The organism is Caenispirillum salinarum AK4 (assembly GCF_000315795.1).
In the GTDB taxonomy this organism is placed as follows: Bacteria; Pseudomonadota; Alphaproteobacteria; order Rhodospirillales; family Rhodospirillaceae; genus Caenispirillum; species Caenispirillum salinarum.
Genome location: NZ_ANHY01000016.1, coordinates 42,193 through 63,544, shown reverse-complemented (window position 1 = coordinate 63,544; position 21,352 = coordinate 42,193). Strand labels below are relative to the sequence as shown.

Sequence of the window (21,352 nt, the reverse complement as noted above, 5' to 3'; positions counted from 1 at the left end):
GCATCATGTTCACCGACACCGCCCTGCTGACGGTGGAGGAAATGGGCCGCGCCGACAAGGCCGCCGCCGCGCGCGGCGTGCCCTCTCTGCTGCTGATGGAAAGCGCGGGCACGGCGGTCGCCAACGCCATTCGCGCCCGGTTCCCGCGCCGCCCCGTGCTGGTGGCCTGCGGACCGGGCAACAACGGCGGCGACGGCTTCGTCATCGCCCGCCTGCTGGCGCGCAAGGGCTGGCCCGTAACGGTGGGCCTGCTGGGCGATCCGGCAAAGCTGAAGGGCGACGCCAAGACCAACTTCGAGCGCTGGCGCGGGCCGGTGAAGACCCTCTGCGCCTCGCTGCTGGAGACGGCGCCGCTGGTGGTGGATGCCCTGTTCGGCGCCGGCCTGGCCCGTGATCTGGAAGGCGCGGCGCTGGACGTGGCGGAGGCCATCAATGCCCGCGGGCTGGACTGCGTGGCGGTCGACGTGCCGTCCGGCATCGACGGGAACACCGGCGAAATCCGAGGCGCGGCGCCGCGCTGCGCGCTGACGGTCACCTTCTTTCGCCGCAAGCCGGGTCATGTGCTCTACCCCGGCCGGGCCTGTTGCGGCGAGACGGTGCTGGCCGACATCGGCATTCCGGCGGCGGTGCTGGGGGCCGAGGTTGCGCCGACCGCCGCCGTCAACGGCCCGAACCTGTGGACCATCCCCGAGCCGGCGGCGGAGGATCACAAGTACCGCCGCGGGCATGCGGTGGTGGTCGGCGGCGGCGCCATGACCGGCGCCGGCCGGTTGGCGGCGCGCGGGGCGCGGCGCATCGGCGCGGGCATGATGACGATCGCGGCGCCCAAGGAGGCCGGTGCCCTGTACCAGCAGGACGCGCCGGGCAACATCGTCAAGCCGGTGGAAGCGGCCGCCGACCTGTCGGCCCTGCTGGAGGACGAGCGCTACAACGCCATCCTGCTCGGCGCGGGCGGCGGCAAGGGGGCGGTGCTGGCGTCCATGGTGCTGGCGGTGCTGAAACTGGACCGCTCGGTCGTGCTGGACGCCGACGCGCTGACCAGCTTCGCCGACGACCCCGCCATGCTGTTCGAGGCCGTGCAGGGGCCGACCGTCTTCACACCGCACGCGGGCGAGTTTTCCAAGATTTTCCCCGACCTTCAGGGTGACAAGCTCATGAAATGTCGGGAAGCGGCGAAACGCTCGGGCGCCGTGGTGGTTCTGAAGGGAGCGGACACCGTCATCGCCGGGCCCGACGGCCGGGCCGTGGTCAACACGGTGGCGCCGCCCACCCTGGCGACGGCCGGCAGCGGCGACGTGCTGGGCGGCATGATCCTCGGCCTCATGGCCCAGGGGATGGGCCCGTTCGAGGCCGCCTGCGCCGGCGTCTGGCTGCATGGTGTGGCGGCGGCGGTGCACGGGCCGGGGCTGATCGCCGAGGACATTCCCGATGCCCTTCCGGCCGTGCTCGCGGCCTTGTGGGATGACGGGGAAGCGGAATAACATTAGGTTAATCAGAAACGTAGACCCGCCGGGCTTACCGGCGGCGCAGGACACGGCAAGCGGGGGACCATGACCGAGCAGACGGCGCCGAGCTTTTTCGAGCGGCTGAAGAACCTGACCACCCTGTGGCGCGACTATTCGTCCGCGCGCGGCGAGGCGCTGCCGCCGCTCAAGCCCGACCTGCCCGAGGATGACGTGGCGAAAGTCCGCCACCAGATGCAGGCCTGCCTGGAAGGGCGGGGCGGCGACGTTTCGGCCCGCGCCCGCGCCGCCGAGCTGGGCCGCGCCTTCCTCAGCCTGGACGACGCAGGGCGCGAGCGGTTCCTGCGCGTGATGGCGGGCGAGTTCGACACCGACCATGACGCCGTCACCGCCTGCTGCGACCAGCTTGCCAAGGCCGACACGGTGGAGGCCCGCGACCGGGCCGAACAGGCCCTGCGCGCCAAGCTGGAGGCGCCGCGCGTCAACCTGCTGACCCAGTTCAATGCGCTGCCCGACGGCGTGAAGTTCCTGGTGGACATGCGCGCCCAGCTTCTGCCCCTGGCGCGCAAGAGCTATGACCTCAAGGGCCTGGAGGGCGATCTCAAGGGGCTGCTGATGTCGTGGTTCGACGTCGGGTTCCTGGAACTCAAGCGCCTGACGTGGTCCAGCCCGGCGGTGGTGCTGGAAAAGATCATCGCCTATGAGGCCGTGCACACCATTCACGGCTGGGATGACCTGAAGAACCGCCTGGACAGCGACCGGCGGCTCTACGCCTTCTTTCATCCGCGCATGAAGAACGAGCCGCTGATCTTCGTGGAGGTCGCACTGGTCAACGGCATGGCGGGTCACATCCAGCCGCTGCTGGACACCGATGCGCCGGTGGTGGACCCGGCCAGCGCCGACGCGGCCATCTTTTATTCCATCAACAACGCCCAGCGCGGGCTGGACGGCATCAGTTTCGGCAACTTCCTCATCAAGCGGGTGGTGCAGGAACTGAGCCACGAGTTCCCCAACCTCAAGACCTTCGCGACGCTCTCGCCCATCCCGGGCTTCCGCAAATGGCTGGACGGCGTGCTGGCCGAGGGCGAACCGGGCCTGCTGACGGCGTCCGAGCGCAAGGTCCTGACGGCCGCCTACAAGCAGCGGGTCGGCGAGGCCGCCGCCGCCATGGCCGGCGCCGAGGCGGGCGAGGGTCCGGCCGAGGGCGAGGCCGCCAACGGCAACGGCGACGTGGTGGCCGGCGGCGGCAAGGGCAGCCTGAAGGCGCTGCTGGCGCGGCCGGAGTGGCACAAGGACCCGGTGGTGGAACAGGCCCTGCGCGGCCCGCTCCTGCGCCTGGGCGCCCGCTATCTGGCGCAGGAAAAGCGCGTGAAGAAGGAGGGCGACACTCCCCGCGCCCTGGACCCGGTGGCGCATTTCCACCTGTCCAACGGCGCCCGGGTGGAGCGCGTGAACTGGCTGGGCGACACCTCCGGCAAGGGCCTGAAGCAGTCCTGCGGGATGATGGTCAACTACCTGTACAAGCTCAACGAGATCGAAAAGAACCACGAGCAGTACAAGGGCCAGGGCAAGGTCGTCACCTCCAGCGCCGTGCGGAGCATGGCGAAGGAGTAGGGGGCACGGTCAGGGTTAAAGTGATGCGAGGGGGACCAACGTGGTCCCCCTCGCGCTCCCCCGCGAGTCCTTGTGCTCTTACGGCATCGCCACCGTCAGGAACGGCCCCGGCGCTTTCTGGCCCTCGCCGACCATCTGGGGTTCTTCCCGCCATGTTACCGGCGGCAGGCTTTTCAGGTAGGCGGCCAGGTCGCGGGAGTCCTCGTCCGTCAGTGCGGCATAGGAGCGCCAGGGCATGATGGGCGCCAGGATGCGGCCGTCGGGGCGTTCGCCGGTGCGCACGGCGCGGATGATGTCGTCCTCGCTCCAGGTGCCCAGGCCGGTTTCCGCGTCCGGGGTCAGGTTGGGCGGGTAGACGATGCCCAGGCCCGGCAGGTGGAATCCGACTTCCGACCCGGCCAGGAACAGCGCCATGTCGGGCTTGCCCAGCATGACGCCGCGCGTGTGGCAGCCGCCGCAGTCCATGATTTCCGCAAGATAGCGGCCGCGCTCCAGGTCGGGCGCGGCCTGTGCCGGCGCCGCCAGGACGGCGGCCGGAAGGGCCAGGCTGAGAAACAGTCGGGAGAGGGTGCGTTTTGCCATCTTCGTGCGTCCCGGGACGGCCGGGCGCCGCCGGCAGGTCGGACGGCGCGGGCTCCGGCTGAAGAAGATGCTCCCAAAACCTGACTCTGGCAATCGGGCATAAGGGCGTCGGAAGGTGTAGGGACGGAGGGGGACCATGGCGGCCCCCGCACCGCCTGTTCTACGGTCGGCTGCCGATCATGGCGCGGTAGGCGTGCCAGGACGCATGGCCCACCAGAGGCAGCGCGATGGCCAGGCCGACGAAGAACGTCGCCATGCCCACAAGGGTGATCAGCGCGATCATGGCGGCCCAGCCGATCATCACCTTGGTGTTCTTGCGCGTCGCCTCGACGCTGGCGGCCATGGCGTAGATGGCGGACACGTCGCGGTCCAGCATCATGGGCAGGGCGACCACCGAAATGGAGAACGCCACCCATGCCAGCACGCCGCCGACGGCCGTGCCGACGATGAGGAACAGCGGCGCCTGCGGGGCCACCAGGACCTCGATCAGGAAGCTGTCCAGGGCCGGCGGGCGCTCGTTGTAGAACACCGCGAAGATCAGCAGCGCCAGCATCAGCCACGTCAGGTACAGGATCAGCAGCGTCAGGCCATAGGACGCCAGCTGGATGGGATTGCGCCGGAAGGCCGAGATGCAGATGCCGACGCGCACCGTCTCGTTGGCCTCGCGGCGGCGGCTCGCCTCGTACAGGCCGACGGCCAGGATCGGCGCGACCAGCATGAAGCCGCCGACCAGCGGCAGGATCAGGCTCTGCATGCCCATCTGTCCCAGCCCCAGGACCAGGGCGTAGCCGCCGATGGTGAACAGCAGGCCGTAGACCAGGCTGACGACGGGGTTCGCCTTGAAGTCGCGCCACCCGGCCGCCAGCCACAACGTCGACTGGTCGACGGTAACGCGGCGGATGTCCGGGTAGGGATGGCCTTCCAACCAGGCGTCCTCGTCTCGGCGGGGATGGTGAGAATCCGGGTGGCTTGTAAGGGCGTTCATGGGCAGTCTCCCCATTGGAATGCCGGGTGCGGCGGGCCGTCCGGTCGTGTGCGCGCCGGCTTCTTTCGGTGCAGGTACCGCACTCCCTGTAACGCCAGAGTGCCCATATCCCGTTTCAGAATAAATGAATATTCCGATTCCGGACTTTCGCGGCCGCGGTAAGTGCCTAATATCGCCCAAAAGACGGCAGGACGGAGAAGCCTGCGAAGAAGTGTATGCACCTTCGCATACAAGGCTCTTTACAGGTAAGGTGCTTGCACGGCAGCCGGTTCGCAAAGGGTACGGCATCTGCCGCCGCCGTGGATCATGGCGCGGAGTCCCGTTGTTTTTTGTGCGCGGGGGCGCCATCATGTATCCGACACGCCAGCGCGGGTATTGCCCGAAAGCGCGATTCGGCGCGGTGATGCCGCGATGCAGGAAGGGAAGGACAGCGCGACGATGACCGACTCGGGACGTAGGACGAGAAAGTGGCTGACGGCCGCAATCCTGGTTCTGGTGGCTGCGGGGTTCTACCTCAGCGCCTTCGTGCTGCTGACCGACTGACGCGCGCGACGGGACAGAGAGCATCGCCATGGACACAGCGACCACGCTGCCGCACGTCAACGCCACCCTGAACGCCATCACCATCGTGTTCCTGGTCGCCGCCTTCTGGCTGATCAAGCAGAAACGGATCGAGGCGCACCGCAAGGCCATGCTGGGAGCGCTGACGGTGTCGGCGCTGTTTCTGGCGTCATATCTGGTCTATCACTTCACCGCGCCCATCTTCGTCTTCCGCGGCGAGGGCCTGGTGCGGCCGTTCTACTACGCGCTGCTGATCAGCCACGTGATCCTGGCCGCCCTGGCGACGCCGCTCATTCTGGTGACCGCCTGGCGCGGCCTCAGGCGCACCGACGCGCGTCACCGCGCCCTGGCCCGCTGGACGTGGCCGGTGTGGATGTACGTTTCTGTGTCGGGCGTGGCGGTCTATGCCATGCTCTACCACGTCTACGCCTGATCCATTTCGTCATCCGCTCGACCCGAGGACACTCCGCGCCCATGACCAGGACCAGCGCCGCCGTTTCCGCCGCCGCGCCCGAGACGGACGATACCGCTGGAGGACTGCGGCGGGAGCTGCACGGCTGGGCGGGCCTGAGCGTGGCGGCGCTGGCCGTGGCGGGCCTGTTCGTGCTGCTGATCGTGCCGGCGCGGACGCCGGTGGTGCAGGACCTGCTGCCTTGGGACCCCAATGTGTTCTTCCGTCAGGCCCTGGTGACGCACGTGGTGTTTTCCGTCGTCATCTGGTTCCTGGGCGGTCTGGGGCTTTTGTGCGTCATGGCGACCGAGCGCCTGGCCGAGGCCCGGCTGGGCGGGCGGGTGCGCGCGCGCGCCCTGGGACCGGCCGGGCTGTGGCTGACGGTGCTGTCCATGCTGATGCTGGTGGCCGGGACCTTGGCGGGAGCCGGGCGGCCGTCGCTCAACAACTACGTGCCGGTGCTGGTGCATCCTCTGTATTACGCGGGGCTGGCGGTGCTGTTCGCCGGCGTGGCGCTGCCCGTGGTGCGCCTGCTGGTGAACCTGGGCGCGCGCCTCAAGTCAGAACCCGACCGCCTGCCCTGGGCGGTGGCGGCGGTGGGGGCGACGTACCTGATGGCGCCGGTGTGCTTCCTGCTGGCGTGGGAGGACCTGCCGCCGGGCCTGTCGCCGGAGGTCTTCAACGAGCAGCTTTTCTGGGGCGGGGGCCATGTACTGCAGGTGGTCAACACGGGCGTGCTGATGGCGGCGTGGCATGTCGTGATGCGCCAGACCCTGGACGCGCCGCTGCTGCCGCGGCCGCTGTTCCTGCCGGTGTTCCTGGCGCTGCCGGCCGTCGGCCTTGCCGGCGTGGTGACGCTGGCCGCCACCGACGCCATGAGCGGCATCTACTACCGCGCCTTCACCGACCTTTACCTCTATGCCCTGGTCGCGCCGGCGGCGCTGGGCTCGCTGGCGGTGGCGAACGCGCTGTGGCGCCGGCGGGGCGGCATCGACTGGAAGGCGCCGGGCGTTCTCGGGTTGCTGCTGTCGCTGATCCTGTTCGCAGTCGGCGGTCTTCTGGGCTACGGCCTGGGCGAGGGCGACACGCGCACGCCGGCGCACTATCACGCCGTCATCGGCGGGGTGAACCTGTCGCTGATGGCTCTGTTCGCCGTGTGCGTTCTGCCGGCGCTGGGGCGCGGATTCGCCAGAGCCCGACCGGTGCGCTGGTTCCTCGGCCTGTATTTCACCGGCCAGCTCGTCCATTCGCTGGGGCTGTATGCCGCCGGCACAATGGGTGTGGCGCGCAAGGCCGCCGGTGCCGAGCAGGGCCTTGATTCGGCGCTCAAAATCGCGTCCATGGGGATCATGGGCGCGGGCGGTCTGGTCGCGGTGATCGGCGGCGTGATGTTCGTGTGGATGGCCGGCCGGCGGCTCTGGCCGGCGGGGCGCATGCGCCGCCTTGCCAATACCTGAGCGGCTGTGTCAGGCTAATTCCCAACGATACAAAGGGGCGGACGCATACAAAAAGCCCCGGTGGGAGGCCGCGAATGACCTGGAGAAGCTACCTGGAGCTGTGCAAGCTCCGCATTGGTTTCATGATCGCCGTGACCGCCATGGTCGGCTATGCCGCCGTGGCCGACGACCTGAACGTCGTCCACCTGCTGACCCTGGCGCTGGCGATGCTGCTGGGCTCGGCGTCCAGCTCCGTCTTCAATCATTTCTACGACCGCGACCTGGACGGCCTGATGCAGCGCACGGCAAAGCGTCCGCTTGTCGCGGGCTCGGCCTCGGGCGGCGGGATCGATCCGCGCCGCGTGCTGTGGTTCGCCGCCGCCCTGCTGGTGGCCGGCTGCGGCCTGGCGCTGGCGACCTTCAACTGGGCGGTGGCGCTGCACTTGTTCCTGGGGGCCTTCGTCTACGGCATCGTTTATACGGTGTGGCTGAAGCGGCGCACCTGGCTGAACATCGTCATCGGCGGGGCGGCGGGCAGCTTCGCCATCATGGCGGGCGCTGCGGCGGTGGACCCCGGACAGTGGTTGCTGCCGACCATTATGGCGGTCTTCCTGTTCCTGTGGACCCCGAGCCACTTCTGGGCGCTGGCGATCATGCTGCGCGACGACTATGCCAAGGCCGGCGTGCCCATGCTGCCGGTGCTGGTGGGTGATGCGCGCACCGCCAAGGCGATCTTCATCAACACGGTGCTCCTGGTGGCCTCCAGCCTGCTGCCCTGGACGATGGGGTACCTGGGCAACGTCTACGGCGTCATTGCGACGGCCTTCGGCATCCACTTCCTCTACAAGAACTGGAAGCTGGTGCGCGCGCCCGGCAAGCCCATGGCCAAGAAGGTCTTCTTCGGCTCCATGAGCTATCTGGCCGGTGTGTTCCTGGCCGTGGTTCTGGACAAGCACCTGCCGCCGCTGCCGTTCTGAGGACGGCGGCCCGGGCGGCTGCTCCCGCCGCCCGGCTTCGCTCTCTCAGCGCCGATGTCGCGGGACGGTGATCTCGACGGCGTCGGAGCGGCCTTCGGGCCGCAGCAGGCTGCCGCCAGCCTGACGAACCAGCAGGCGGATCAGGTCCCATCCCAGGCTTCCGCCGGACGCCGCGGACACTTCCTTGGGCAGGTGAAATCCAAGGTCGACGATGGTCAGCCGCGCCACGTCGTCCCTCGTGTCGGCGGTCAGGCAGATCTTCGGTGCCCCGTGGCACTTGAAGGAATGGGCGGACAGTTCGTGAAGGATCAGGACAAGGGGAAGGCCCTGGTCGGGGTCCATGTCGAAGGGGGCGACATCAAGATCGACGCTTTCGCCTGCGATCTCGTGCTGCACACGAAGGCCGTTGACGAGGGACTCGATCGCCTCCTTCATCAGCATGACGGGTCGGCCGTCCTGAAAGCGCAGGTTGGCATGGGCGGCGGCGAAGGCCTCGACCCGCGCCGCCAGTTCGTTCAGTTCCGCTTTCGTCGGCGCATCGGCAACCGCCCTGGCCCTGGCTTTCGTCAGGGCCGACACGGCCTGGAAGCTGTTGCCGATGCGGTGCCGCGCCTCTTGTTCAAGCTCCTGGCACAGGTCCTCGAGCGAACGGTGCGGCGGAGGGTCTGCCATGAGGGGGCGACCTTTCCTGGCCATTGATGTGGTGGAGGCGTCGACCTGCACAATACGGCTTTGCCCGAGGTGGCGTTGCCGGCGGCGGTCTATTCGCCCAGCAGCACCGCCACCGGAAAGTCCTTCAGCACCGCGTCCACGTCCAGGCTCTCGGTCCCCTCCGCCGTCTCTCCAGTGAGTGCGTCGCGGAATCGGCCGGAGACGGGCAGGGTGGTCGCCGCCCATTCCTCGGCCAGCGGCCAGCCGTCCTCGCCGTGCATGAGCGGGTTCACCAGGCGCGGCACCACGACCACCATGCGGGCATCCCCGTGTCGGCGCTCGAAGGCCAGCAGGTGCTCGGCGCGGCGGCCGGCGGGTTCGATGGCAGTGTAGTCGGCGTTGGCGAAGAAGTCCGGCATGCGGCGGCGAAGCTGCAACAGACGCCAGGTCAGCAGCAGCTTCACGCGACTGTCCTGCCAGGTGTCCAGCAGCCCGCGCGCGACGGGGCCGAAGGGGCCGGGGGCGTCCAGGCTGCTCTTCACGTCGCCCAGCAGGGCCGCGCGGGCGTCGAAGTCGACGGGGCGACGGTTGTCGGGGTCGACAAGGCTGAACTCCCACAACTCGCACCCCTGGTAGGTATCGGGCACGCCGGGGCAGGTGAGCTTGAGTGCGGCCTGGCTCAAGCCGTTCACCACGCCGATGCGGGCGACGCGGGCGTGGAAGGCCTGGAAGTCGGCCAGGAAGGGGTTGCGGCGGCGGCCGTCCAGGATGTGGCGCATCCAGCGCAGCACGGCGTCTTCATAGGGGCCGTTCTGGCGCGTCCAGGCGCTGCGCACCTTGGCCTCCCGGAGCGCCTTGAGCATGTAGCCCTCCAGCCGCTCGCGCAGGTCGTCCAGTTCCTTCGCCTCGGCCGAACCCTCCGCCACGCCGTCCTCGGGAACGACGAGGCCCGGCGTCCAGACGCCCACCAGCACCTGATAGAACAGGTACTCGTCGTTGGGCGCGGGCGCCATCTCGCGGTCGATCTCCGACTTGCGGCGGCGGTTGAGCTGTTCCCAGCGGCGCACGCGCTTGGTCCAGGCCTCCGACAGTTCCGACAGGGCGTTGATGCGCGCGCGCACGTCCTCGCCGCGCTTGGTGTCGTGGGTGGCCGACGACAGCATGGTGTGCGGCCAGGTCCTCGCGCGCTCGGCCATGCGGTGGTGGAAGCTGCCCGGCGTGACGCCGAACACGTCGGGATGCCCGCCCACCTCGTTCAACGAGACAAGGCGGTTGAAGCGGTAGAAGGCCGTATCCTCCAGCCCCTTCGCCATGACCGGGCTGGTCACCTGCTGGGCCTTGCGGGCGAGGCGCAGGACTTCGGTGCGCGGGAACGGGTCGCCCTTGCGCCGGCCGGAATCGGTGGTGAGGATCGACCACAGGAAATCGAAGATGCTCTCGTCGGGGAACATGGGGTTCTTGCGGGCCTGCGCGATGGCCCATTCGATGTCGCGCAAGTCGTGCTGCGCCGGGCGGCGGCGGTCAATGTAGGTGCGGTAGACGGGGAAGCAGGCGATCACCTCCTCCAGCGCCGAGCGCAGGTCGCGGGGGGTGTAGTCGCGCGTCCGCCAGTCCCGCTCCGACAGGCGCGACAGGCCGTTGACCAGCACCTGAAGCTCCGACGCCAGTTCCTGGCGCATGACCTGGTGCTTGGAGGTCTGGACGATGTCCTCGAAGTCGGTGCTTTCGCCGGTGAAGCGGGCGTAGGTGCGGGTCATGCGGTCTTCCGCCCCGCCGTCGACGAACAGCCCGCCGATCTCGTTCAGGGCCTCGTATCCCGTGGTGCCGGAACAGCGCCACTCGGTGCGCAGGTTCTCGTGATGGCCGAGGATCTTCTCCACCAGAACATAGGTGTCCTGGTCCAGCCCCGTTGCCGCCCGCGCCTTTTCCTGCAGGCGTTCCAGGTATCCCTTGGGGTCGAACAGGCCGTCGATGTGGTCGATGCGGATGCCGTCGATGCGCCCCTGCCCCAGAAGCTGAAGGATCAGCCGGTGGGAGGCATCGAACACCGCCGGCACCTCCACCCGCAGGCCGGCCAGGTCGTTGATCTGGAAAAAGCGGCGGTAGTTGATTTCATCGGACGCCGTGCGCCAATACGCGAGGCGATAGTGCTGCGCCTCCAGCAGGCGGTGCAGCGGCAGGAAGCTCGGCGGGTCGCCGGGCGTGCCTTGGAAGGCTGTCAGCGCCTCGGAAATGGCGTCGGCAAGCGGCGGCTGTTCGGCCAGCAGCGCGGCGAACTGTTCCTTCAGCCGCTCCGCCTTCTGGCGCCGCTGACCGCGCGCCCGGCCGGAGCGCACGGCCCGGCGCACCTCGCGGAAGCCGGAGACGATCTCGTCCATGGCGGCAAGGGCGTCCTCGGGCAGTCCGGCCTTGCGCAGCGCCGGCATGACCACGGTGAAGATGCCGCCGTAGCGGTAGGGCGTGATGGGGAAGCGGTGCTCCCAATACCAGACGGAGAAATTGCCCTGGGCGGCGTCCAGTTTCAGGACAAGGTGGCCGTCCTCCAGCACCCGGCCGTAGTGGTCGCCGAGGAACGGCAGCAGCACCTTGCCGCGCAGCTCCGGCTTGGCGGGATGGAAGTCGATGTCGAAGAACTCGGCGTAGGGGCTGCCCTCGCCGTATTCCAGCACGTCCAGCCACCACGGATTGTCCGCCTGCGCCACGCCCATGTGGTTTGAGACGAAATCGGCGATCATGCCCATGCCGTGCTGTTTCAGGCCATCGGACAGGGCGTCGAAGTCCTCTTCGGTGCCGATCTCGGGGTTGAGCGCGCCGTGGTCGACGATGTCATAGCCGTGCGTGGAGCCTTCGCGCGCCTTCAGGAAGGGCGAGGCATAGACATGCGTCACCCCCAGGTCCGCCAGGTAGGGCACCAGCGCGAGGGCATCGCGGAAGGTGAACTGGCTGTGGAACTGGAACCGGTATGTGGACGCGGGGATGACGGCGGGGGCGGTGTCGAGCGCGGGAGCCTTTCGGGTCATAGAGCACTCTCGATGGCCCAGACGACGGTCCAGGGATTGATGCCCCCGACGGGCGCCTCGGCAGTGTTGACGGTCCAGATGTTGCGCCCGTGGGGCAGCATGACGTTGGAAACCTCCTGGTCCGACAGGTTGCAGACCAGAGACAGCCGCGTGCCGTCATCCAGGGGCCAGCGCGCGGCGATGACGCCGTCGGTGCCCATCTCGGCGCGCGCCCGGCCGCCCTGGATGCGCGACAGGCGGGGAATGATCTCGTGCTTGCGGACGCTGAGCAGCGCCTTGGTGAAGGCCAGCCTGTCGGCGTGGGCGGGATCGTCCAGTTCCGCCCAGTTCAGGCGCGAGGCCTCCATGGTCGCGGGGTCCATGGGGTCGGGAATCTTCTCGCGCGCGGCGGGATCGCGGAACTCGGGGAAGCTCTCGAACTCGGCGCGGCGGCCGTTGCGCACGGCGTCGTGCAGGTCCTCGCCGAAGTCGCAGAAGAACAGGAAGGGTGTCTTCGACCCCCATTCCTCGCCCTGGAACAGCATGGGGATGGCGGGCATCAGAAGGACGATGCTTTCGGCCGCCTGCACCGCCTCGGGCTTGGCGAGCATGTCGATGCGCTCCCCCATCGCCCGGTTGCCCACCTGATCGTGGTTCTGCAGGAAGTTGACGAAGCTGGTCGGGGGCAGGTGGGCGGACCGCTCGCCGCGGGCCTTGCCGCCGCGGTGCTCGCTGGGTTCGCCCTGATAGGCGAAGCCCTCGGCCAGGATGCGCGTCAGGTAGCCCGCCGGATCGGCGGCGTAGTCGCCGTAGTAGCCGCCGCTCTCGCCGGTCAGCAGGCAGTGCAGGGCGTGGTGGCTGTCGTCGTTCCACTGGGCGATGTAGTGGATGGGCAGGCGGTCCAGCCGCTCCAGCCGGTTGGCGGCGTTGTCGTCGTTTTCCAGCACCAGGTGGATGCGCCGCATGTCGTGGCCCTCGCGCGAGTGCACGGCTTCGGCGATGCGGGCCAGGATGTCCAGGTCGCGCGTGTCGGTGATGGCGTGGACGGCATCCAGCCGCAGCCCGTCGAGGTGGAATTCCTCCACCCAGTACAGCGCATTGTGGATGAAGAAGTCGCTCACCCACTTGGCGTGCGGCCCGTCGAAGGCGATGGCCGCGCCCCACGGGGTGTGGCGGCTATGGTCGAAGAACTGGTCCTTGGCGTAGGCGTGGATGTAGTTCCCTTCCGGTCCGAAGTGGTTGTAGACCACATCCAGGAACACCATCAGCCCGCGCGCGTGGCAGGCGTCCACCAGGGCCTTCAGGTCGTCGGGCCGGCCATAGGAGTCATCCGGCGCGAACAGCCCGACGCCGTCGTAACCCCAGTCGCGTTCGCCGGGGAAGGCGTTGACGGGCATCAGCTCCACGGCCGTGATCCCCAGGTCCACCAGGTAGTCCAGGCGGTCGATGGCGGCGCGGAAGGTGCCTTCGGGGGTGAAGGTGCCGATGTGCAGTTCGTACAGCACGACCTCTTCCCAGGGGCGGCCCTCCCAGTCCTTGTCGGTCCAGGGGAAGCCCATGGGGTCGATGACCTCCGACGGGCCGTGAACGCCCTCCGGCTGGAAACGGCTGACGGGGTCGGGGACCTTCAGCCCGTCGGGCAGCTTCCAGCGGTAGCGGGTGCCCTGCACGACGCCGTCCTCGACTGCCTCGAACCAGCCGTCGTGGCTGTCGTGCAGGTGAACCTCGCGCTCGGGGCCGGGCCCTTCGATGCACAGTGTGACCGCGTCCACGCCCGGCGCCCACAGGCGGAAGCGGCAGCCGTCGGGGGTCAGTTCGGCGCCGAAGGGCATGGGGTGGTGGTCACGCATGGATGCTCGTCTCCTTCGTCCTTGATGTCGGATCCGGCGGCCGCGCGCGGCGGCCGCCGTCATTGCCCTAGGAACGCTCAGGGGTCAGGAAGAGTGTCCCGAGCGGCGGCAGGGTGAGGTTGAGCGAATAGGGCCGGCCGTGGTGCTCCACCGCCTCGGCCTCCAGGCCCTCGCCGTTGCCGCAGTCGCTGCCGCCGTAGATGGCGGCGTCCGTGTTGATGCGCTGGCGCCAGAAGCCGCCGCAGGGCACGCCGATGCGGTAGCCCTCGTGCGGCAGCGGCGTCAGGTTGGAGACGACCAGCACCCAGCCCGGATCGTCCACCTCGTCCTCCGGCCCCGTCTTGCGCAGGAAGCTGAAGATGGAGTTGTCGACGTCCGACGCATCCACCCACTCGAACCCCTGCCATTCGAAGTCGCGGTGGTGCAGGGCGGGGAGGGCCTTCAGCGTGTGGTTGAGGTCGCGCACCAGCCGCTGCAGGCCGGCGTGCTTGTTGCCCTCCTCGATCAGGTGCCAGTCCAGGCCCTTGTCGTGGTTCCACTCCGCCCACTGGCCGAACTCGCCGCCCATGAACAGCAGTTTCTTGCCGGGGTGTCCGTACATGAAGCCGTAGTAGGCGCGCAGGTTGGCGAACTTCTGCCACTCGTCGCCGGTCATCTTGCCGATCATGGAGCCCTTGCCGTGCACGACCTCGTCGTGGGACAGCGGCAGCACGAAGTTCTCGTTGAAGGCGTACAGCAGGCCGAAGGTCAGCTGGTTGTGGTGATAGCGGCGGTGGATGGGGTCCTTGTTGAAGTACTGCAGCGTGTCGTGCATCCACCCCATGTTCCACTTGTAACCGAAGCCGAGCCCGCCCAGGTACACCGGCCGGCTGACCATGGGCCAGGCGGTCGACTCCTCGGCCAGCGTGACGGCGCCGCGGCCCTCGGCGTAGATCAGCTCGTTCATGCGGCGCAGGAAGGCGATCGCGTCCAGGTTCTCGTTGCCGCCGTACTGGTTGGGGATCCACTGCCCTTCCTCGCGCGAGTAGTCGAGGTAGAGCATGGAGGCGACCGCATCGACGCGCAGCCCGTCGATGTGGAAGTACTCGATCCAGAACATGGCGTTGGCCAGCAGGAAGTTCTGCACCTCGCGCCGACCGTAGTTGTAGATCAGCGTGTTCCAGTCCATGTGCATGCCCTGACGCGGGTCGGCATGCTCATAGAGGTGGGTGCCGTCGAAGAAGCCCAGGCCGTGAGCGTCCGTCGGGAAGTGGCCGGGCACCCAGTCGATGATGACGCCGATGCCCTCGCGGTGGCAGACGTCCACGAAATAGGCGAAGTCGCGCGGATTGCCGAAGCGGCTGGTGGGCGCGAAGAGACCGATGGGCTGGTAGCCCCACGAGCCGTCGAAGGGGAACTCGTGGACCGGCAGCACCTCGATGTGCGTGTAGCCCATGTCCTTGACGTAGGGCACCAGCGTGTCGGCCAACTCGCGATAGCTGTAGTAGCGGTTGCCGTCCTCGTGCCGCTTCCACGAGCCCAGGTGGACCTCGTAGATGGTCATGGGCTCGTGAAGGGTCTCATGGTCCTTGAGCTTGCGCTCGCGCTCGGCGATCCAGTCATGGTCCGTCCACTCCAACTGCGGCGTGCCGTGGACGATGGAGGACGTAGCCGGCGGATGCTCGCAGTAGAAGGCGTAAGGGTCGAGCTTGAGCGGCAGCAGGTGGCCGTGCGCGCCCAGGATCTCGAACTTGTACAGTTCGCCCACCGTCATGCCGGGCATGAAGATTTCCCACGTGCCGCACTCCTGGCGCAGGCGCATGGGATTGACGCGGCCGTCCCAGTTGTTGAAGGGGCCGACCAGCGACACCCGCTTGGCGTTGGGGGCCCAGACGGCGAAGGACACGCCCTTCACGCCGTCCATCTCGATGGGGTGGGCGCCCAGACGTTCGAAGGCGCGCAGGTGGTTGCCCTCGGCCAGCAGGTGGACGTCCAGTTCGCCAAGAACATAGCCGAAGCTGTAGACGTCGTGGAACTCCACCGGCGCGCCGTCATGCGGCGTGGCGCGCAGGCGATAGCGGAAGCGGTCCGTCCGGGCGCCGCAGACGCCGGCGTAGAAGCCGGCGTCGTGGACCTGTTCCAGCGGCGTCACCTCGGTCCCGTCGGTGGCGTCGATCACCGTGACTTCCTTGGCCCACGGCAGGAAGGCGCGCACCTCGACGGGCTTGCCGCCGCCCCCATGCATGCCGAGAACGGCGAAGGGGTCACCGTGGTCGCCGCGCACGATGGAGTCGATGGCGGGGCGCTCGACGGTCAAAGTCCTGGTCATGGTGTTCCTCATTCCTCCGGGGTCTCCGGGACGATCAGGCGCAGCACGCCCTGCAGCGGGATGCCGAGCCAGTCGGGCCGGTTGGCCACCTCGTAAGCGATTTCGTAAAGGGCCTTTTCAAGGGTGAACGCTTCGAGCAGCACGGTGGCCGTTTCGCCGTCGCCGGGCCAGACCGCGCAGCCCTCGATGGTTTCGCGGTAGCCGCCCATGAAGGCCGCGACGGTGGAGCGTTCCCAATCGGCCGCGTATTCGGTCAGGCGCTCGAAGGCCTGCGGGTTGTATTCCGCCTGCTTGAACAGGGCGGCCCAGGCGGCGTAGTTGAACGACCGGAGCATGCCGGCCACGTCCTTGAGCGCCGAGTTCTTGGACCGGCGTTCCTCCAGCTTGCGGGCCGGTTCGCCCTCGAAGTCCAGGAACACCCAGTCGTTGTGCGCCATGAGCACCTGGCCCAGGTGGAAGTCGCCGTGGAAGCGGGTCTTCACCAGGCTGTCGGCACCCTCCGCCGCCAGCTTGCGCAGGCGTTCGATGCGGCCCTCGATCTGCCACCAGCTGTCGAACAGGGCGTCGCACAGCGCCTGTTCCTCGTCGGGCAGGTCGGGATGGGCGCGTTCGAGCATGGTGCGCGCCTGCTTGGCCTGTTTCTGCAGGCCCTCCGCCCAGGCTTCGAAGTCGGCCTCGGTGGCCGGCTCGGGCTGGAAGGCGGGCAGGCCGCTGTCCAGGGCGAAGGCCTTGTGCATCTCGGCGACGCGGTTACCCAGAAGCGTCATGAGCGCCAGGAAGTATTCGTGGTGCCCGGTGTCCTCGTCGGCGGCTTCCGGCGAGGCCAGCAGGGCCTCTTCCATGACGCGGTCAAGGTAGTCCTGGGTATAGCTCCAGCCGTCGCCCTGGTTGCGGATGAAGCCCTGCAGCACGGCCAGCGCCGTCTCGCGGCCGCCGCTGTCCTTCATCACCACGCTGCCGTAGAGCGGCGGAATGTGCTCGAAGTGCGCGACGTCGGTCAGGTAGGCGCCCACCTCGATCTCGGGGTGGATGCCCTGTTCCAGCCGGCGCAGCACCTTCATCACCATGGCGTCACCGACCATGACCGATGTATTGGACTGCTCGCGGGCCAGGCGCTTGACCTCGTCGGCGCGGTTGAGCGTGATTTCCTTGCCCGTCTCGGTGGGCCGGAAGCTCACCGAGCCGCCGACGCCCGTCTCGATGTCGCGGCCTTCCAGCATGGCCTCGACCATGGCGTGGGTGAAGGCCGGGTCGGCGGTGGCGTCGTGCAGGGCGCCCACCTGCGGTCCCCGCCGCACCTTGGCGATGGTGAAGGGCGCGAGGCGCTGGAACGGATCGTCGTTCCGCGTTTCCCACGCGATGGACAGCGGCAGGAAGTAGTCGTTGGGTTTCCCCGTCTGCGTGTTGATGGTGTAGACGGGCAGCAGGAACTCCGTGTTCTCGTGCTTGAGGATCGCGTGGTCCGATCCCGTGGCTTCTGTGATGGCGTCGTCCTTGGCGGCGAACCAGCGCTGGTTGGGCAGGAAACCCTTCAGGATCTGGCTTTCCACCATCTCCTTGTTGCGCTCGGCCACCACGCCCTCGATGCCGTTGGTCAGCACCAGCGTCATGAATTCCGGCATGGACTGGACCCACTCCACGTGCCAGCCCGGCGCCTCGGTCTCGTCGGCCAGCAGGAACCAGTAGAAGCCGTAGGCGGGCAGGGTGAGCAGGTAGGGCATCTCGCCGACCGGCGGGAAGGCAGAGCGGCCCATCAGTTCCACCGGGACGCGGCCCTCGTATTCATGCAGGTCCAATTCCACCGCCTGCGGCGCGCGGCTCATGTTGGCGACGCAGAGGATGCTTTCGCCCTCGTGCTCGCGTAGGTAGGCCAGAACCTTGCGGTTCCCGGGATAGAGGAACTTCAGCTCGCCGCGCCCGAAGCTCTTGTGCATCTTGCGCACGTTGATGAGGCGGCGCATCCAGTTGAGCAGGCTCGACGGGCTGCGGGCCTGCGCCTCCACGTTGACGGACGTATAGCCGTACACCGGGTCCATGACGCAGGGCAGGTACAGCTTCGCCGGGTCGCACTTGGAGAACCCGGCGTTGCGGTCGGGGCTCCACTGCATGGGCGTGCGTACGGCGTCGCGGTCGCCCAGGTAGATGTTGTCGCCCATGCCCAGTTCGTCGCCGTAATAGACGATGGGCGTGCCCGGCATGGACATGAGCAGGCTGTTCAGCACCTCGATCTTGCGGCGGTCGTTGTCCACCAGCGGGGCCAGGCGGCGGCGGATGCCCAAGTTGATGCGGGCGCGCGGGTCCATGGCATAGAAGTTCCACAGATAGTCGCGCTCGCGGTCGGTGACCATTTCCAGCGTCAGTTCATCGTGGTTGCGCAGGAAGATAGCCCACTGCGACGTATCGGGAATGTCGGGCGTCTGGCGCATGATGTCGGTGATCGGCAGGCGGTCCTCCTGCGCCAGCGCCATGTACATGCGCGGCATCAGGGGGAAGTGGAAGGCCATGTTGCACTCGTCGCCCTCGCCCTCACCGAAGTAGGGCAGCACGTCTTCCGGCCACTGGTTGGCCTCGCCCAGGAACATGCGCCCGGGGAAGTTCTCGTCGACCCAGGCGCGCAGGCGCTTGATGACCTCGTGGGTCTCGGGAAGGTTCTCGTTGTTGGTGCCGTCGCGCTCGATCAGGTAGGGGATGGCGTCCAGGCGCATCCCGTCGACGCCGGCGTCGAACCAGAACTTCATCACCTTGGTGACTTCGTCGAACACCGCCGGGTTGTCCCAGTTCAGGTCCGGCTGGTGGCTGAAGAAGCGGTGCCAGTAGTACTGGCCGGCCACCGGGTCCCATGTCCAGTTGGACGGTTCGGTGTCGAGGAAGATGATGCGCGTGCCCTGGTACTTCTGGTCGGTGTCGGACCAGACGTAGAAGTTCCGCCACTTCGAGCCCTTCTTGGCCCGGCGCGACTTCTGGAACCACGGATGCTGGTCGGAGGTGTGGTTGATGACCAGCTCGGTGATGACCTTGAGGTCGCGCTTGTGGGCCTCCTTCACGAAGTTGCGGAAGTCCCGCATGGTGCCGTAGCGCGGGTTCACCGCCTTGTAGTCGGCGATGTCGTAGCCATCATCGCGCAAGGGGCTGGGATAGAAGGGCAGAATCCACACGGCGGTCACGCCCAGGTCCACCATGTAATCCAGTTTTTGGGTCAAACCCTTGAAGTCCCCGATGCCGTCGTCGGTGGCGTCGTGGAAGGCCTTCACGTGGGCCTGATAGATGATGGCGTCCTTGTACCAGAGCGGATCGTCGGTCATGGGTGTCCCCGGTCTCGTTCTGAAAATCGGCTGTCGTCAAAAGGGCGGGGCGGCGCGAACGGTCGGTGCCGCCGCTCCCGCGCAGTCGTCAATGCACGTCAGTAGCTCGGGTTGTAGTAATCGACCTGCTTCCACCGCGTGATGCGGAAGATCATGGCGGGATTGTCCTGCGGGTCGAGCGTCACCTCGTGGTCTGCCCCGTGCCACAGGCGTCGGGTGCCGGAGAACAACTCCTCCACCGCGAAGGCGTCCTCGGGGCCGATGCCCAGTTCCTCCAGCGGGAAGGACAGGATGGAGGAATGCGGCTCGAACGGGTCCAGGTTCACCGCGACGAAGATCATGTTGCTGTCGTCGAAGGTGCGCTTGCCGTAGAAAATGACGTTCTGGTCGCTGGATCCGTGAAAGCGCAGGTTTTCCAACTCGTGCAGGGCCGGGTTCTCGGCGCGGATCTCGTTCAGTTCGGTGACGTAGTCCTTGATGTTGCCCGGCGCGTCCCAGTCGCGGACCTTGTACTGATACTTCTCCGAGTCCAGGAACTCCTCCTTGCCCGGCACCGGCGTGTTCTCGATCAACTCGTAGCCGTTGTACATGCCGTAGACGCTCGACGTCGTGGCCGCCAGCACGAGGCGGATCATGTGCGCCGGACGCCCGCCGCGCTGCAGGAATTCCGGCAGGATGTCGGGCGTGGTGGGGAAGAAGTTCGGCCGCAGGTATTCCTTGCCCGGCCCCTGCGTCAGCTCCGTCAGGTACATCTCAAGCTCGTGACGGAAGTTGCGCCAGGTGAAGTACGTGTAGGATTGCGAAAAGCCCACCTTCGCCAGCATGTGCAGCATCGTCGGGCGCGTGAACGCCTCCGACAGGAAGATGACCTCGGGGTGCTTGTCCTTGACCTGGCGGATCACCCATTCCCAGAAGGGCACCGGCTTGGTGTGCGGGTTGTCAACGCGGAAGATCGTGACGCCGCAGTCGACCCAGTGTTCGAAGACGGTCCGCAACTCCTCCCACAGCTCCATCTGGTGGCCGCCGTAGAAGTTGACGTTGACGATGTCCTGGTACTTCTTTGGCGGGTTCTCGGCATAGCGGATGGTCCCGTCGGGGCGGAACTCGAACCAGTCGGGGTGTTCCTTGATCCAGGGATGGTCCGGCGCGCACTGCACGGCGATGTCCATGGCCACTTCCATGCCCAGCTTCTTCGCCTCTGCGACGAAGCGGCGGAAGTCTTCCTCCGTGCCCAGTTCGGGGTGTACGGCCTTGTGCCCGCCCTCGTCCGAGCCGATGGCATAGGGGCTGCCGGGCTCTCCGGGTTCGGCGGTGACCGAGTTGTTCTTGCCCTTGCGGTTGACCTTGCCGATGGGGTGGATGGGCAGCAGGTAGACCACGTCGAAGCCCATCTCCCGGATCTCCGGCAGGCGCTTGATGCAGTCGTCGAAGGTGGCGGACTTGTTGGGGTCGGTGCCCTGGCTGCGCGGGGCCATCTCGTACCAGGCGGCGTAGCGGGCGCGCACCGGGTCGACCATCACCTCAAGCTCGCGGTCATAGGCGATGGCGCGGGAGCGGTCGGGCCAACGGTTCATCAGGTCGTGCGCCTGGGCGGATCGCATGACCTCCGCCTTGCCGATGGTGTCGGGCGCGGCCTCCATGCGCTCGATCAGCATGCGGAAGCCGTCGTCGTCGACCGTGCCGGCGGCGCGGGCCTTGGCCTCGTCGATCAGCTTGCGGCCCTCTATCACCTCCAGGTTCACGTCCTGGCCGGCCTCGATCTTCTTGCCGATGTCGTGTTCCCAGGTGGCCCAGGGATCGTCCCAGGCCTCGATGGTGTAGACGTAGCGCGTGTTCTCGGGCAGCACGATGGAGGCCCGCCAGGCGTCCAGGCCCGGATTGACCAGCTCCATCGGCAACTCGGTCCACTGGTCGGCGGCGTCGGTGTAGCGCTTGACCTTCAGGACGGCGGCAATCTTGGCGTGGCCGTCCTTGAAGATTTCGGCGTCCACGGTCAGGGCGTCGCCGACCTCGCGCTTCACGGCATAGCGGCCGCCGTCGACTTCCGGCCGGACGTTCTGGATGACGATGGAACGGCTGCGAACGGCGCCGGCAAGCTTTTCCGGCGTGGCGATGCGATGATGCTCTCCGGTCTCGGCGTGGGCCATTCCAGGCTCCCTTGGCTGTGGTTGTC

13 protein-coding genes are annotated in these 21,352 nt (G+C 67.6%); 5 read left to right on the top strand and 8 right to left on the bottom strand.

Annotated features, from left to right (window positions below):
- Positions 1–5 precede the first annotated feature (5 nt).
- A complete protein-coding gene (locus tag C882_RS15820) occupies positions 6–1,481 on the top strand; it encodes a bifunctional ADP-dependent NAD(P)H-hydrate dehydratase/NAD(P)H-hydrate epimerase (protein ID WP_009541656.1) in 1,476 nt (491 codons plus the stop codon).
- Between the two features lie 69 nt (positions 1,482–1,550).
- Entirely contained in the window at positions 1,551–3,077 is a 1,527-nt protein-coding gene (locus tag C882_RS15815; protein WP_009541655.1) for a malonyl-CoA decarboxylase, read from the top strand.
- 78 nt (positions 3,078–3,155) lie between these two features.
- Here C882_RS15815 and C882_RS15810 read toward each other — a convergent pair whose 3' ends face one another.
- Together C882_RS15810 and C882_RS15805 are read right to left on the bottom strand one after the other, a co-directional pair.
- On the bottom strand, positions 3,156–3,659 hold the full coding sequence (locus C882_RS15810; protein ID WP_009541654.1) for a c-type cytochrome: 504 nt from the start codon (positions 3,657–3,659) through the stop codon (positions 3,156–3,158).
- 160 nt (positions 3,660–3,819) lie between these two features.
- Positions 3,820–4,644 (bottom strand): DUF2189 domain-containing protein, encoded by an 825-nt coding sequence (locus C882_RS15805; RefSeq protein WP_083875948.1) that lies wholly within the window; start codon positions 4,642–4,644, stop codon positions 3,820–3,822.
- 571 nt (positions 4,645–5,215) lie between these two features.
- On the opposite strand from C882_RS15805, the gene C882_RS15800 reads away from it, so the two are divergent.
- Genes C882_RS15800 through cyoE form a run of 3 tightly spaced genes read left to right on the top strand, consistent with a single transcriptional unit; the run spans position 5,216 to position 8,069 of the window.
- On the top strand, positions 5,216–5,638 hold the full coding sequence (locus tag C882_RS15800) for a DUF420 domain-containing protein (protein ID WP_009541651.1): 423 nt from the start codon (positions 5,216–5,218) through the stop codon (positions 5,636–5,638).
- A 41-nt stretch (positions 5,639–5,679) separates the two neighbouring features.
- Entirely contained in the window at positions 5,680–7,113 is a 1,434-nt protein-coding gene (locus C882_RS15795; protein ID WP_009541650.1) for a cbb3-type cytochrome c oxidase subunit I, read from the top strand.
- Complete coding sequence (gene cyoE / locus C882_RS15790; RefSeq protein WP_268870318.1) at positions 7,053–8,069, top strand: heme o synthase; 1,017 nt, start codon at positions 7,053–7,055, stop codon at positions 8,067–8,069. Before C882_RS15795 ends, cyoE begins: the two co-directional genes overlap by 61 nt.
- 45 nt (positions 8,070–8,114) lie before the next feature.
- On the opposite strand, the gene C882_RS15785 is transcribed toward cyoE, so the two are convergent.
- From C882_RS15785 to C882_RS15760, 6 genes are all read right to left on the bottom strand, one after another.
- Positions 8,115–8,792 (bottom strand): histidine kinase dimerization/phosphoacceptor domain -containing protein, encoded by a 678-nt coding sequence (locus tag C882_RS15785; protein ID WP_152415362.1) that lies wholly within the window; start codon positions 8,790–8,792, stop codon positions 8,115–8,117.
- 38 nt (positions 8,793–8,830) lie between these two features.
- The gene (treY, locus tag C882_RS15780) at positions 8,831–11,740 is read right to left on the bottom strand and encodes a malto-oligosyltrehalose synthase (protein ID WP_009541647.1); all 2,910 of its coding nucleotides are present in this window, start codon (positions 11,738–11,740) and stop codon (positions 8,831–8,833) included.
- Positions 11,737–13,569: a malto-oligosyltrehalose trehalohydrolase gene (treZ, locus tag C882_RS15775; protein ID WP_009541646.1), complete on the bottom strand. Its 1,833-nt coding sequence runs from the start codon at positions 13,567–13,569 to the stop codon at positions 11,737–11,739. The genes treY and treZ overlap by 4 nt, the downstream gene beginning before the upstream one ends.
- Positions 13,570–13,636: 67 nt before the next feature.
- Positions 13,637–15,877 (bottom strand): 1,4-alpha-glucan branching protein GlgB, encoded by a 2,241-nt coding sequence (glgB, locus tag C882_RS15770; RefSeq protein WP_201448380.1) that lies wholly within the window; start codon positions 15,875–15,877, stop codon positions 13,637–13,639.
- A gap of 8 nt (positions 15,878–15,885) precedes the next feature.
- Positions 15,886–19,179: a maltose alpha-D-glucosyltransferase gene (treS, locus tag C882_RS15765; RefSeq protein ID WP_009541643.1), complete on the bottom strand. Its 3,294-nt coding sequence runs from the start codon at positions 19,177–19,179 to the stop codon at positions 15,886–15,888.
- Between the two features lie 98 nt (positions 19,180–19,277).
- Positions 19,278–21,326, bottom strand: a complete 2,049-nt coding sequence (locus C882_RS15760; RefSeq protein WP_009541642.1) for an alpha-1,4-glucan--maltose-1-phosphate maltosyltransferase — start codon at positions 21,324–21,326, stop codon at positions 19,278–19,280.
- Positions 21,327–21,352 lie beyond the last annotated feature (26 nt).